General features: G+C 70.0%; 12 protein-coding genes and 1 pseudogene. 5 read left to right on the top strand and 8 right to left on the bottom strand.

The annotated features are described in order from the left end of the window. The coding region (locus NQ160_RS09260; protein WP_257514927.1) for an ATP-binding cassette domain-containing protein at positions 1 to 203 on the bottom strand (203 nt) is incomplete at its 3' end. A 57-nt stretch (positions 204 to 260) separates the two neighbouring features. Then, positions 261 to 1,274 carry a glycerophosphodiester phosphodiesterase family protein gene (locus NQ160_RS09255; protein WP_257514926.1) on the bottom strand — a complete coding sequence of 338 codons (1,014 nt, stop codon included), beginning with the start codon at positions 1,272 to 1,274 and terminating at the stop codon, positions 261 to 263. Between the two features lie 184 nt (positions 1,275 to 1,458). Here NQ160_RS09255 and NQ160_RS09250 point away from each other — a divergent pair, with 184 nt between their 5' ends. Beyond that, a complete protein-coding gene (locus NQ160_RS09250) occupies positions 1,459 to 2,361 on the top strand; it encodes a Bax inhibitor-1/YccA family protein (protein WP_257514930.1) in 903 nt (300 codons plus the stop codon). Positions 2,362 to 2,533: 172 nt separating this feature from the next. Here the strand turns inward: NQ160_RS09250 and NQ160_RS09245 are convergent, their stop codons facing one another. The 6 genes from NQ160_RS09245 to guaB all read right to left on the bottom strand — a co-directional run bounded on the left by NQ160_RS09245 (position 2,534) and on the right by guaB (position 9,870). Then, positions 2,534 to 3,916, bottom strand: coding sequence for a glycosyltransferase (locus tag NQ160_RS09245; protein ID WP_257514925.1), 1,383 nt, complete (start codon positions 3,914 to 3,916; stop codon positions 2,534 to 2,536). A 106-nt stretch (positions 3,917 to 4,022) separates the two neighbouring features. Then, positions 4,023 to 5,606, bottom strand: a complete 1,584-nt coding sequence (guaA, locus tag NQ160_RS09240) for a glutamine-hydrolyzing GMP synthase (protein WP_257514924.1) — start codon at positions 5,604 to 5,606, stop codon at positions 4,023 to 4,025. Next, positions 5,603 to 6,127 carry a DUF3817 domain-containing protein gene (locus NQ160_RS09235; RefSeq protein ID WP_257514923.1) on the bottom strand — a complete coding sequence of 175 codons (525 nt, stop codon included), beginning with the start codon at positions 6,125 to 6,127 and terminating at the stop codon, positions 5,603 to 5,605. The genes guaA and NQ160_RS09235 overlap by 4 nt, the downstream gene beginning before the upstream one ends. Before the next feature lie 73 nt (positions 6,128 to 6,200). Continuing rightward, positions 6,201 to 6,995: an SURF1 family protein gene (locus NQ160_RS09230; RefSeq protein WP_257514929.1), complete on the bottom strand. Its 795-nt coding sequence runs from the start codon at positions 6,993 to 6,995 to the stop codon at positions 6,201 to 6,203. Positions 6,996 to 7,117: 122 nt separating this feature from the next. Then, positions 7,118 to 8,236, bottom strand: coding sequence for a GuaB3 family IMP dehydrogenase-related protein (locus tag NQ160_RS09225; RefSeq protein WP_257514928.1), 1,119 nt, complete (start codon positions 8,234 to 8,236; stop codon positions 7,118 to 7,120). Between the two features lie 128 nt (positions 8,237 to 8,364). Further along, a complete protein-coding gene (guaB, locus tag NQ160_RS09220) occupies positions 8,365 to 9,870 on the bottom strand; it encodes an IMP dehydrogenase (RefSeq protein WP_257514922.1) in 1,506 nt (501 codons plus the stop codon). 210 nt (positions 9,871 to 10,080) lie between these two features. Here guaB and NQ160_RS09215 point away from each other — a divergent pair, with 210 nt between their 5' ends. The 4 genes and pseudogenes from NQ160_RS09215 to NQ160_RS09200 all read left to right on the top strand — a co-directional run. Continuing rightward, positions 10,081 to 11,388: a branched-chain amino acid ABC transporter permease gene (locus NQ160_RS09215; RefSeq protein ID WP_257514921.1), complete on the top strand. Its 1,308-nt coding sequence runs from the start codon at positions 10,081 to 10,083 to the stop codon at positions 11,386 to 11,388. A 6-nt stretch (positions 11,389 to 11,394) separates the two neighbouring features. Further along, positions 11,395 to 12,375, top strand: a complete 981-nt coding sequence (locus tag NQ160_RS09210) for a branched-chain amino acid ABC transporter permease (RefSeq protein WP_257514920.1) — start codon at positions 11,395 to 11,397, stop codon at positions 12,373 to 12,375. Further along, positions 12,365 to 13,360: pseudogene (locus NQ160_RS09205) on the top strand (ABC transporter ATP-binding protein). Before NQ160_RS09210 ends, NQ160_RS09205 begins: the two are co-directional and overlap by 11 nt. After that, a partial coding sequence (locus NQ160_RS09200; protein ID WP_257514919.1) for an ABC transporter ATP-binding protein occupies positions 13,357 to 13,925 on the top strand: 569 nt, incomplete at its 3' end. The pseudogene NQ160_RS09205 and the gene NQ160_RS09200, both read left to right, overlap by 4 nt.

Here is a 13,925-nt window from a genome sequence, read left to right as displayed (position 1 = left end):
TCGACGCCCCCGATCCGCACCTCGCCGGCGTCGGGGGCCAGGAGCGAGGCCAGCATGAGCATGAGGGTGGTCTTGCCGGAGCCGTTGGGGCCGACCAGGCCCGTCACCGCCCCTTCGCGGGCTTCCAGCGTCACGTCGCGCACGGCGTGGACGTCTCCGAACGACCGTCGGACGCCGCGCGCCACTATTCCGGGTGTGGTCACGAGCGTCACCCTAGCGGAGCGTCGCGATCTCGCCGCCGACCGGCGGTGACCGAGATCTCAGGCGCCGTGGAAGAACGCCACCCCGAGGTCGGTGTGGTCGACGAAGACGCCGTCGACCTCCGCATCCGCCAGCACCTGCCACTCCCCTTCGTAGTCGCCGAACGCGGCCTTGCCGCCGTGCCTGCGGAAGCGCGCCAGCAGGAAGGCGTTCTCGGGGCGGGCGGTCCAGGTGAAGACGCGCAGGCCCCGCGCGTGCGCGTCGGCGACGAACGGCGCCGGCCCCGTGGGGCGGCCGAGCGCGTCGGGGGCGAGGATCATGCGCTTGTCGACACTGATCCCCTCGACCCGTCCTACCAGGGCATCGAGCCCCGCCGGGGTGACGGTGTCGGCGTAGTCGGGAGCGTCGGCGCCGAGCCCGGCGACGAGGTCGAAGGGCTTGCCCGCCGCTTCGAGCAGATAGATGAGGTCCGCCGGGATGCCGCTTCGGCGTAGCCGGGCGAGCACCGTCGACTCGAACGACTCGACGACGAGCGGCAGCTCCCCCTCATCCCAGCTCGCCGCGCGCAGCTCCGCCTCGACCAGCTCGGCCACATCCCAGCCCAGGCCTGCGAAGTACGTCGCGTGCTTGATCTCCACGACGACGCCGATCGGCCGCCCCTGCACGCGGGCCGCGTCCCGCACGAGGTCCAGCACGTCACGCAGCCGCAGCACCGGCTCCCGGTCGTCGAGGGCGGCACTGGCAGGACGCAGCTTCGGCAGCCGTTCGCGGCAGTGCAGGCCGCAAAGCTCGTCCGCCGTGAAATCCTCGGTGAACCAGCCGGTCAGCTGCTCGCCGTCGATGGTCTTCGTGGTGCGGCGATCGGCGTACTCGAGACGATCGGCGACATCGGTCGTGCCCGAGATCTCGTTCTCGTGCCGCACCATGAGCACCCCGTCGCGGCTGACGACGACATCGGGCTCAACGGCGTCGGCGCCTGTGGCCAGCGCGAGGTCGTACGACGACCGGCTGTGCTCGGGTCGATAGCCGGGCGCACCGCGGTGGCCGATGACGAGGGGACGGGGGCGCGGCATCCCTCCAGGCTACGCGCGGGGGGCCGCTGGAGGCCGGGCGCGGACCCGCACCGGGCGGGGCCATCATGCCTTCAAAGCTCGCTCACAGCGATATTCCGTACTCGCGTCATACGTGTCCGTTACTGTGGAGTGCACACAGCACGGCGCTGTGTCGCAAACCCGACTTTGGAGTGTGAGAGAGCACGTGGCCCTCAACAACCCCGCATTCGCCAACCCGGCGTTCCAGGAGCAGCGACCCGGCTTGACGCCGCCGGCCGCTTCCGGCGCGCAGACCCAGTACGCCGCCGCTCAGCACCAGGGCGTCGACGTCGCCGCCCAGGCACAGATGGAGGGCATGTACGCCGCTCCGTCGGCCGGCGCGGTCGAGACCGACCGCATGACCGTCGAGGACACCGTCGTCAAGACCGTGGGCCTCTTCGCGATCCTGCTGGCCACCGCCGTCGTCGGCTGGGTGTGGACCCTGTCGCCGCTGCCGGACGCCGGCCCCACCATGATGCCGTGGATCATCGGCGCCCTCGGTGGCTTCGTCCTCGCGATGGTCGTCATCTTCTCGTCGCGCAAGAAGATCCGCCCCGGCCTCATCTTCGCCTACGCGGCCTTCGAGGGCCTGTTCGTCGGTGGCATCTCGGCGTACTTCGAGTTGATCTTCCCCGGCATCGTGATGCAGGCGACCCTCGCGACCCTCGCGGTCGTGGGTGTGACCCTCGCCCTCTTCGCCAGCGGCAAGGTGCGCGCGTCGAAGAAGGCCACCAAGATCTTCATGATCGCGATGATCGGCTACCTGGTCTTCTCGCTGCTGAACGTCGTGCTGATGCTCACGGGCATCATGCCCGAGACCGCGATGTTCGGCATGCGCAGCGAGCCGAGCTTCCTCTTCGGCATTCCGTGGGGCGTTCTCATCGGTGTGTTCGTGGTCATCATGGCCGCCTACTCGCTGGTGCTCGACTTCGACCAGGTGCAGCAGGGCGTGCGCAACGGCGCACCCCGCAAGTTCGCCTGGATGGCTGCCTTCGGCATCATGGTCACCGTCGTGTGGCTGTACGTCGAGATCCTGCGGATCCTCGCGATCCTGCGCGGCAGCGAGTAACACCCGCGTCGTTCGTCGAAAGGGCCGCCCCTCGGGGCGGCCCTTTCTCGTTGCGTCGCCGGCATCCCGCACCGTGAGACGACAACTGACGGCCGAGGACATGGGGAAACCCCACGGTCTCGTCCGCCCGCATTCGTCTCAGCGATCGGAGGGCGGCGGCGCGGGGCGCGGGTCAGCGGCCGGGGCGGGGGGCGGGGGCGTCGAGGGCTGCGCGCACGGCGGCGGCGAGGGCGCGCATCGAGGCGGCGGCATCCATCCCTGCGGCCGCGGCGCGGGCGGCATCCGCCAGCCACGCCCTCACCCCGGGGCCGGTCAGCAGCGCCGTCAGCGCACCGGCGAGGGCATCGACGCCGCCGTCGGGCACGAGCATTCCGCCGCCGCGGGCGAGGGTGTCGCGAGGACCGTAGGGGATGTCGTACGCCACGACCGGCACACCGTGACCGAGGGCCTCCAGGACCACCAGCGGCTGCCCCTCGTTCGTGCTGGTGAGCACGAACAGGTCCGCCGTCGCCCATGCGACCTCAGGGTCCGCCGTGTGACCGTGGAAGAACACCGCATCGCCGAGACCGAGCGAGTCCGCCATGGCGACGAGGGTGGCGCGCTCCGGCCCGTCGCCGTACACGTGCAGCTCGGCGTGCGGCACCGAGGCCCGCACCGTCGCCAGGGCGCGGATCGCGTCATCCACGCGCTTGCGGGCGCTGAGGGTGTTCAGCATCACGATGCGGCCGGGCACCGGGTCGTTCGCAAGCCCCGCCGGCGCCGGGTGCGGCACGACGAACGAGCGGATGCCGCTCACCCGCCGTTCCACATCGGCCCGCTGGCTCGCCGTCAGCCACAGCACGCCGTCGAACCGGTCGGCGACGTCGAACCAGCGCGTCCATGCGGCATCCATCGGGGCATCCCACGTGTACGGCGCCTGCACGTGGCAGGCGTGCGTGGTGTGCACCAATCGGATGCCGGGATCCAGCTGCGGCGGCGCGTCGGCCACCAGCACCTCGCCCACCTGCCGCGCCTCGCAGATCACGACCGTGTCGCGCCGGGTCTCGGCCGCGAGGGCGTTCAGCCACGCCCGGTAAAGCCCGCCGAACCCGGGCAGCCAGCCGATCGGCTCGGCGCCGCCCGCCGACCACACCACGACCGGGGCCTCGCTCAGGTGCCACGCGGGGTCGCCGGCGATCACCGGGAGCTCGAGCACCGTGCGGCCCGCGGCGTCGCGGATGGCGCGGCTGCCGACGTCGGCGCCGGGTGCAGACGCCGGCGAGGGAAGCGGCAGCGCCGCGGCGCGCAGCCAGGCGGCATCCGCCCGGGCGTCGTCGAAGAGGTTCCGCAGGTCTTCGGGGGCGCCGAGCAGCCCCCGTCGCACCCATTCGGCGCGGTCGCGGTCGTGCTCTTCCTGCTCGCCGGGATCCACCGTCAGCAGGCGCACGCGTGCACCGGCGGCGGCCATGTCGCCGGCACGGCGCAGCACCGAGATGGTGAAGCCGCCGTCGCGGTCGGGAATCAGCCTGCTCGCGAGGACGAGGTAGTCGGCGTCGGGCAGCGCGGATTCACTCATCCGTCCATCCTCCCCCACGCCCGCTGGGTCTCCCCCGAACCGCGACGCCGCGCCCGCCGGAAACGCCGGATGCCGCGACCCTCAGGCCGCGGCATCCGTCATGCGCTCACTCCCACTCGATGGTCCCCGGGGGCTTGCTCGTCACATCGAGCACCACCCGGTTGACCTCGCGCACCTCGTTGGTGATGCGATTGGAGATCTTCGACAGCACGTCGTAGGGAAGGCGCGTCCAGTCGGCCGTCATGGCGTCCTCGCTGGAGACCGGGCGCAGCACGATCGGGTGGCCGTAGGTGCGGCCGTCCCCCTGCACGCCCACCGAGCGGACGTCGGCCAAGAGCACCACGGGGCACTGCCAGATCTCGTCGTCGAGGCCCGCCTTGGTCAGCTCCTCGCGGGCGATGGCGTCGGCGTCACGCAGAATCTCGAGGCGGTCAGCGGTGACCTCACCGACGATGCGGATGCCGAGGCCGGGGCCCGGAAACGGCTGGCGACCGACGATGACCTCGGGCAGGCCGAGCTCGCGGCCGATCGCGCGCACCTCGTCCTTGAAGAGGGTGCGCAGCGGCTCGACGAGCTCGAACTGCAGGTCCTCGGGAAGCCCGCCCACGTTGTGGTGGCTCTTGATGTTCGCGGTGCCGGCGCCGCCGCCGGACTCCACGACGTCGGGGTACAGCGTCCCCTGCACGAGGAAGCGGATGGGCTCGCCGTCGGCAGCGGCTTCGGCGACGAGCGCCGCCTCGGCCTGCTCGAACGTGCGGATGAACTCCCGCCCGATGATCTTGCGCTTCTGCTCCGGGTCGCTGACGCCCGCGAGCGCCGTGAGGAACCGCTCGCGCGCATCCACGGTGACCAGGCGCACGCCGGTCGAGGCGACGTAGTCCTGCTCGACCTGCTCGCGCTCACCCTTACGCAGCAGTCCGTGGTCGACGAAGATGCAGACGAGCTGGTCGCCGACGGCCTTGTGCACGAGGGCGGCGGCCACGGCGGAGTCCACGCCGCCGGAGAGTCCGCAGATGACCCGGCCGGTGCCGATCTGCTCGCGGATCTTCGCAACCTGCTCGGCGATGACGTTGCCGCTGTTCCAGTCGGCGGGGAGCCCCGCGGCCTTGTGCAGGAAGTTCTCCAGCACGTTCTGACCGTGGTCGCTGTGCTTGACCTCGGGATGCCACTGCACGCCGTACATCCGCCGCTCGTCGCTGCCGAAGGCGGCCACCGGGGTGGCTTCCGTCGACGCGAGCACCTCGAAGCCCTCCGGGGCGGCGGCGACCTGGTCGCCGTGGCTCATCCAGACGTTCTGCGCCGCGGGCTGGCCGGACAGCAGCACGCCGCCGTCACCGTTGAGCGTGGCATCCGTCGCGCCGTACTCGCGCAGCCCGGTGTTGGCAACCTCGCCGCCGAGGGCCTGCGCCATCACCTGGAAGCCGTAGCAGATGCCCAGGGTCGGGACTCCGAGGTCGAACACCTCCGGGTCGAGGCTCGGGGCGCCGGGCTCGTAGACCGACGCGGGTCCGCCCGAAAGGATCAGACCGACGGGGTGCTTGGCTGCGATCTCGGCAGCCGTCGCGGTGTGCGGCACGATCTCGCTGTAGACGCCCGCCTCGCGAACGCGCCGGGCGATGAGCTGGGAGTACTGGGCGCCGAAGTCGACGACCAGCACGGGACGCTGCGAGGTTTCGGTCTGAGCGGTCAACGGTTGCCTTCCGTGGCGGGGATGGGAGCGGATGCCGCGGCTTCAGAGGCTTCCCGCTCGGCGAGGTAGGTCTTGACCTCCCGGGCGACGCGGGTCTCCATGAAGAACGACAGCAGCGGCACGACACCGCCGAGGGCGAGGACGAGGAAGCGCCTGAAGTTCCAGCGCATGAGGCTCCACACGCGGAAGCAGGCGAAGAGGTACACGACGTAGAACCAGCCGTGCACGACGAGGATGCCCAGCGACAGGTTGAGTCCGTCGCCGGTGGAGATCATCTCGCACTGGTCGCTGCCCGGGATGAAGAGCGAGAACCACTGGCAGTCGGGGCCGACGATGACGGTGGCGAACCACAGCAGGCCGCCGGATCCGCCGGCGAACAGCTCGACGTGCAGCGGCGAGTACTTGAGGATCATCTCGGCCAGCAGCAGGAGCAGTCCGACACCGGTGATCACCGACGCGATCTGGTAGAACTTCAGCGCCGAGCGGATCGCTGGGAAGGACGCGAGTTTGGGGGCCGGCATGGCTTCCATCCTACCGTCGCGCCCACGTCGGCCGACGCGCCGCCCGGGGCCTCGCGGGGCCGGCACGCGGCGGTCAGGGGGCGGATACCGCGGCCTGCTGCTCCTCGAGCTCTTCGACTTCCTTCTCCCATGCGTCGCGCGCCAGGCGGTACCACATGTAGAACGCGAAGCCCGCGAAGATGACCCACTCGGCCGCATAGAAGATGTTCAGCCAGTTGACGTTCGAGCCTTCCGCGGGGGCGGGTGACGCGATCGCTTCGAGTCCGCCGAGCGGCTCGGCCGCGGTGAGGTAGGCGCGGTACACGTCGAGTCCCTCGACGTCGTGCCAGTGGGCCAGCATGGCCGCGGGCGACATCCGGGTCATCGTCTGCGGGTCGGCGCCCCGCGGCGGGACTCCCGGCCCCTCGTCGGAGATCAGACGTCCGGTGAGCTGCACGGCGGCATCCGGGTCGGCTTCGGCCTGAGCCTCGAGGGTTTCGATCGCGGCCTGCGCGTCGGCTTCGGTGGGCGCCCAGCCGACGGCGACGGCCAGCGACGTCGGCTCGCCGGTGCCGGTCGTGGCCTCGTCCAGCCGCAGCTGCCCGGTGACCCAGTAGCCCTCGACGCCGTCGTTGAAGCGGGATGCGACGGGGACGAAATCCCCCGGCATCCAGTGTCCCGAGGCCTCGACCCGCTGGCCCACGAGCGGCTCGGGCAGGTACTCGCCGGGGCCGGCGACCTCGGCCAGCGGCCGCAGCTGCTCGGTCATTCCGGGGGGCGGCGGATCGGTGTCGATCGCGTTTCCCAGCTGCCATTGGCCGAGCCAGGCGAAGATGCCGGCGACGGCGAGCGCGACGACGAGCATGCCCAGCCACCAGGGCCGCAGCATGACCTCACGCAGGGTCGGCGGGAACTGCGGCAGCGCGGCGGCGCCGGGTGTGGCGTCGCCTGGCCGGGTCACCGGGTCAGGGGCCGACGTCGTCGCCGGGCCCGTCGACGGGTTGCTCACGCTCATCTGGATCGATACGGCGCGACGACGACCTCGACGCGCTGGAACTCCTTGAGATCCGAGTAGCCGGTGGTCGCCATGGACTTCTTCAGCGCGCCGATGAGGTTCGCAGTGCCGTCGGCGACGGGAGCCGGCCCGTAGAGCACGGACTCGAGGTCGACCTTCTGATCGACGCGGATGCGGCTGCCGCGCGGCAGGCGGGAGTGGTGCGCTTCGGGGCCCCAGTGGTATCCGCGGCCGGGCGCGTCGGTCGCGCGTGCGAGGGCCACGCCGAGCATGACAGCATCCGCCCCCATCGCCAGCGCCTTCACGATGTCTCCGGAGGTGCCCACGCCACCGTCGGCGATGACGTGCACGTAGCGGCCGCCCGACTCGTCGAGGTAGTCGCGGCGTGCGCCGGCGACGTCGGCGACGGCCGTGGCCATGGGCGCGTGCACACCGAGGGTGGCGCGCGTGGTGGATGCCGCTCCCCCGCCGAAGCCGACGAGCACGCCGGCGGCGCCGGTGCGCATGAGGTGCAGGGCTGCGGTGTAGGTGGAAGCGCCGCCGACGATGACGGGCACATCGAGGTCGTAGATGAACTTCTTGAGGTTCAGGGGCGCGTCGACGCTCGAGACGTGCTCGGCCGAGACGGTCGTGCCGCGGATGACGAAGAGGTCGACGCCCGCGGCGACGACGGTCTCGTACAGCTGCTGCGTGCGCTGCGGGGTGAGGGCGCCGGCGACGGTGACGCCGGCGGCGCGGATCTCGGCGAGCCGGTCGCGGATGAGCTCGGGCTTGATGGGCTCGGCGTACAGCTCCTGCATGCGCCGGGTGGCCTCGGCGTCGGGGAGCGTCGCGATCTCGGCGAGGAGCGGGTCGGGGTCGTCGTACCGCGTCCACAGGCCCTCGAGGTCGAGCACCCCGAGGCCGCCGAGCTGGCCCAGCATGATCGCGGTGCGGGGGCTGACGACGGAGTCCATGGGAGCTGCGAGCACCGGGATGTCGAACTGGAACGCATCGATCGCCCAGCCCGTCGAGACGTCCTCGGGGTTGCGGGTGCGTCGGGACGGCACCACGGCGATGTCGTCGAAGGCGTACGCGCGGCGGGCCCGCTTGGCGCGGCCGATCTCGATCTCCATGCTCACTCCTCCAGCCTACCCGCCCCCTCTGCCACGGCCGTTGAGCGAGTACTCACTCGAGGGCGCGAACGCTCACTGGGCGCCACGAATACTCACTCGCGACCGCGAATACTCACTCGCGCGCGGGGTCAGGTGCGGTAGTTCGGGGCCTCGACCACGATCTGCACGTCGTGGGGGTGCGACTCCTTGAGCCCGGCGGGGGTGATGCGCACGAACTTGCCGCGCGCCTTCAGCTCCTCCACGGTGCGGGCGCCGACGTAGAACATCGACTGCCGCAGGCCACCGACGAGCTGGTAGGCCACCGCCGACACCGGTCCGCGGTAGACGACCTGACCCTCGATCCCCTCGGGGATGAGCTTGTCGTCGGTCGGCACGTCGGCCTGGAAGTAACGATCCTTCGAGTACGACGTCTTCTTGCCGCGCGTCTGCAGCGCACCGAGCGACCCCATGCCGCGGTACTGCTTGTACTGCTTGCCGCCGACGAAGACGATCTCGCCCGGCGACTCGTCGGTGCCGGCGAAGAGCGAGCCGATCATCACGCTGTCGGCTCCCGCGACGAGGGCCTTGGCGATGTCACCGGAGTACTGCAGCCCGCCGTCCGCGATCACCGGCACGCCGGCTTCGCGGGCGGCCAGCGACGCCTCGTACACGGCGGTCACCTGCGGCACGCCGACGCCGGCGACGACGCGCGTGGTGCAGATCGATCCCGGGCCGACGCCCACCTTCACGGCATCCACGCCCGCGTCGATGAGCGCCTGAGCGCCCTCGCGGGTGGCGACGTTGCCGCCGATGACGTCGATGTGGTCGAAGGTCGGGTCGGCCTTGATGCGCCGCACCATGTCGATGACGCCCGCGGACTGGCCGTTGGCGGTGTCGACGACCACGACGTCCACGCCCGCGTCGCGCAGCGCCTCGGCGCGCTCCCACGCGTCACCGAAGAACCCGATCGCCGCGCCGACGCGGAGGCGACCGTGCTCGTCCTTGGTGGCCAGCGGATACTTCTCGCTCTTGTCGAAGTCCTTGATCGTGATGAGCCCGGCGAGCCTGCCGTCGTCGTCGATGAGCGGCAGCTTCTCGACGCGGTGGTGGGCGAAGAGTGCGATGACGTCGTTCGCGCCGATGCCGACCTTGCCGGTGATGAGGCCCTCGCTGGTCATGACATCGCGCACCTTGGTGGTCTGCCGCTCGAAGCCGGAGACGAAGCGCATGTCACGGTTGGTGATGATGCCCAGCAGGCGCCCGTCGTCGTCGATGACCGGCAGGCCCGAGATGCGGTACTGGGCGCACATCGCGTCGACCTCTTCGATCGACGCATCGGGGGTCGTCGTGATCGGGTCGGTGATCATGCCCGACTCGCTGCGCTTGACCCGGTCGACCATGGCCGCCTGATCCTCGATGGAGAGATTGCGGTGGATGATGCCGAGTCCCCCCTCACGGGCGACGGCGATCGCCATGCGCGCCTCGGTCACGGTGTCCATGGCCGCAGCGATCAGGGGCGTGGCGACGGTGATGCGCCGCGTCACGCGCGAGGACGTATCCGCCTCGCTGGGGATGACGTCGGTGTGCCCCGGCAACAGCAGCACATCGTCATAGGTCAGTCCGACGAAACCGAAGGGATCGTTGTGCTCGCTCATGCCGTTCCTCCACACATCTTGATGAGTCTAATCGCGCCGCGGCGCCAAGCATTCCCCAGCCCGGCTGGGAGATTCGCGGTGCGGCGAGTTGCATACCGGTAACACGCAGGCAACAATCGGCGGATACGTTCAGGTGTCGCCGAAGTCACCGACAGTGGCCCACCCGGCGCGTCCGACAACTCTCTGGAGGTGCCAGTGGCGATCAACCCGATGTCGCGCACTGACCGTCGTCCGTGGCGCGCCGTCGCCTCGTTGATCGCCGGGCTGCTCGCCGCGGTCGTGCTCCTCGGCCTGTCCGCCCCCGCCGCCATGGCGGCCGCCGACGACACCGAGGATCTGCCGTTCACCATCGCCGGCAACGTGCGCGCCGCCGGCGAGCCGATCGAAGGGGCCACGGTCATCGTCACCGGCGGCGGCTTCGAGGCCGAAGCCGAGACGGAGGAGAACGGCACCTTCCGCATCGGCGTGCCCAGCAAGGACGTCGCCTACACCGTCGAGCTCGATGAGGACAGCCTCCCCTCGAGCGTCGAGGTGCCCGAGGGCTTCGCATCATCGGCCGAGGTGGAGTTCGGCGCGGGGAGCACCGTCACGCGCAACTTCACCCTCGGCGCGGCGGAGCGCCAGACGGTGGGCTTCTGGGATCAGCTGGCCTCCCGCGCGGTGAACGGACTGAACTTCGGTCTCATGCTCGGACTCGCCGCCATCGGCCTGTCGCTGGTGTTCGGCACGACCGGCCTGTCCAACTTCGCCCACGGCGAGATGGTCACCTTCGGCGCCCTGGTCGCCCTGCTCTTCTCCGTGGGGCTGGACGTGCCGATCTGGATCGCGATCCCTCTGGCGGTGATCGTCTCGGCCCTGTTCGGCCTGACGATGGATGCCGGACTCTGGCGGCCGTTGCGAAGACGGGGCCTGGGCACGGTGCAGCTGATGATCGTCTCGATCGGCCTCTCGCTCGCGCTGCGCTACGTCTTCCAGATGTTCGCCGGCGGCGGCACGCAGCAGCTGCCCGGCGGTTCCACGTCGATCATCCCGGGCCTCGGACCCATCCGCCTGACGATCACCGATGTCATCAGCATGGCCGTCTCGATCGTCGTGATCGGCGTGTTCGCCTGGTGGCTCATGCGCACCCGGATCGGCCGCGCGACCCGCGCCGTGTCCGACAATCCGTCGCTGGCGGCAGCGAGCGGCATCGATGTCGACGCGGTCGTCCGCGTGGTGTGGGTGGTCGCCGCCGCCCTGGCTGGCCTGTCCGGCGTGCTGTGGGCGTACTTCCGCCCCGGCATCCGGTGGGACATGGGAACCAGCATCCTGCTGCTGATCTTCGCCGCCGTCACCCTCGGCGGGCTGGGGACGGCATTCGGGGCGCTGGTGGGCGCCATCATCGTGGGGCTTCTCGTCGAGATCTCGACGCTCTGGATCCCCTCCGACCTCAAATACGTCGGCGCCCTCGTCGTGCTGATCGTCATCCTGCTGTTCCGCCCACAGGGCCTCCTGGGGCGCCGAGAGAGAATCGGGTAGCGCATCGTGGACTTCCTGCAGATCCTCTCCAACACCGCCGCGCAGATCCTCGCGCCGGCAACGCTCGGCTATGTGCTGGCCGCCATCGGGCTCTCGGTGCACTTCGGCTTCGCGGGGCTGCTCAACATGGGCGTCGCGGGCTTCATGGCCATCGGCGCATACGGCTTCGCGATCTCGATCAGCACGTTCGGGATGCCGTGGCCCCTCGCCGTGCTCATCGGTCTCGTCGCCGCGGTGATCTTCGCGCTGATCCTGGGCCTTCCCACGCTGCGCCTGCGCGGGGACTACCTCGCCATCGTCACGATCGCCGCCGCCGAAGTGCTGCGGCTGCTCTTTCTCACCTCCGCCTTCCGCAGCCAGACCGGCTCGGCAGACGGCCTGTCGGGTTTCCAGTCGGGCTTCCGGGCGAGCAACCCGCTCCCGCCGGGCCGGTGGGGATTCGGGCCGTGGACCTACCAGTCCGACCAGTGGTGGGTGATCATCGTCGGCATCATCACCATCGCGATCGTGGTGACGCTCGTGTGGCTGCTCATGCGCAGCCCTTGGGGGCGGGTGGTCCGCGGCATCCGTGAGGACGAGGATGCCGTGCGATCGCTGGGCAAGAACGTGTTCGCGTTCAAGATGCAGGCCCTCATCGTCGGCGGCGTCATCATCGCGGCCGGCGGCATCATCACCGCGATGGGAACCAACGTCAACCCGAACGTGTACGTCACGTCGCAGACGTTCTACGTGTGGACGGCGCTGCTGCTGGGCGGTGCGGCCACGATCTTCGGTCCCGTGCTGGGGGCCGTGCTGTTCTGGGTGGTCCGGGCGTTCCTGTCCAACCTGCTCCCGGCTCTCGTCAACATCGGCTGGCTGCCGTTCCTCACCACCGAGCAGAGCCAGATGCTGGTGTTCGTGCTGGTGGGCGTGGCGCTCATGCTGCTCGTCATCTTCCGCCCGCAGGGCATCCTCGGAAGCAAGAAGGAGCTGACCTTTGTCCGGTGAGGTACTGCCGCCCACGCCGCGCCCGAAGGCGACCGGCCTGCACAAGGGCGAGATCCGTCCCGGGGTCGAGAAGGTCGACCCCATCATCGTCATGGACGATGTCCGCCGCGGTCTTCGGCGGCCTCACCGCCGTCGACGTCGAGCACCTGGAGATCCCCCGCGGGGCGATCACGGCGCTCATCGGCCCCAACGGCGCCGGCAAGACCACTCTGTTCAACCTGCTCACCGGCTTCGACAAACCCAACTCCGGAAACTGGTCCTTCGACGGCACCTCGCTGGCCGGCATCCCGGCGTACAAGACGGCCCGGATGGGTCAGGTGCGCACGTTCCAGCTGACGAAGTCGCTGGGACTGCTCACGGTGCTGGAGAACATGAAGCTGGGCGCCCCGGGACAGACCGGGGAGCGCATGCTCGCCGGCATCCTGCCGTTCCTCTGGCGCAAGCAGGAGGCGACCATCGAGGAGAAGGCACGCGGCCTGCTGGCGCGGTTCAAGCTCGACGACAAAGAGACCGACTTCGCCGCGAGCCTGTCCGGTGGCCAGCGCAAGCTGCTCGAGATGGCGCGCGCACTCATGAGCGACCGGTGCTGGTGATGCTCGATGAGCCGATGGCCGGCGTCAACCCGGCGCTCACGCAGTCGCTGCTGGACCACATCCTCGACCTCAAGGACCTGGGCATGACGGTCGTGTTCGTCGAGCACGACATGCACATGGTGCGCCACATCGCCGACTGGGTCGTGGTGATGGCCGAGGGCAAGGTCGTGGCGGAGGGTCCCCCTGACACCGTCATGCGAGACCCCGCCGTCATCGACGCCTATCTCGGCGCCCACCAGGATGTGGACCTGGGAGTGGTCACCGGCCGCTACCAGGGAGAGCTGACAGCCGAGGCGCAGGAGCTCCTCGAGACCGTGCACGAGCTCGATCACGTGATCGAGGCGGAGGGCACAGCCGAGTCCGCACCGAAGAAGCCGGAGGACGGCAAGTGAGCGAGAACGTCGTCGAGATCATCGATGTGCACGCCGGATATCTCCCGGGAGTGAACATCCTCAACGGTGCGAACCTGACCGCCGCCAAGGGCGAACTGGTCGGCATCATCGGCCCCAACGGTGCGGGCAAATCGACCATGCTGAAGGCGATCTTCGGCCAGGTGAAGGTGCGCTCGGGCTCGGTCACGCTCAACGGCGAGGACATCACGGGCCTGCGCGCGAACAAGCTCGTCGCCAAGGGCGTCGGGTTCGTGCCGCAGAACAACAACGTCTTCCCGAGCCTGACGATCGCCGAGAACCTGCAGATGGGCGGCTACCAGCGGCCCAAGGCGGTCGCCGAGCGCACCGAGTTCGTCGCGTCGATCTTCCCCGATCTCGCCAAGCGTCTGCAGCAGCGGGCAGGCTCCCTCTCGGGCGGCGAGCGCCAGATGGTCGCGATGGGACGCGCCCTCATGATGGACCCGCACGTCCTGCTGCTGGACGAGCCGTCGGCGGGCCTGTCGCCCTCCCGGCAGGACGAGGCCTTCCTTCGGGTGTCGGAGATCAACAAGGCCGGCGTGACGAC

The sequence above is a fragment of the Microbacterium sp. zg.Y909 genome, from assembly GCF_024626565.1.
The sequence above is the reverse complement of the archived record's forward strand: the minus strand, read 5'-3'. Positions and strand labels throughout refer to the sequence as shown.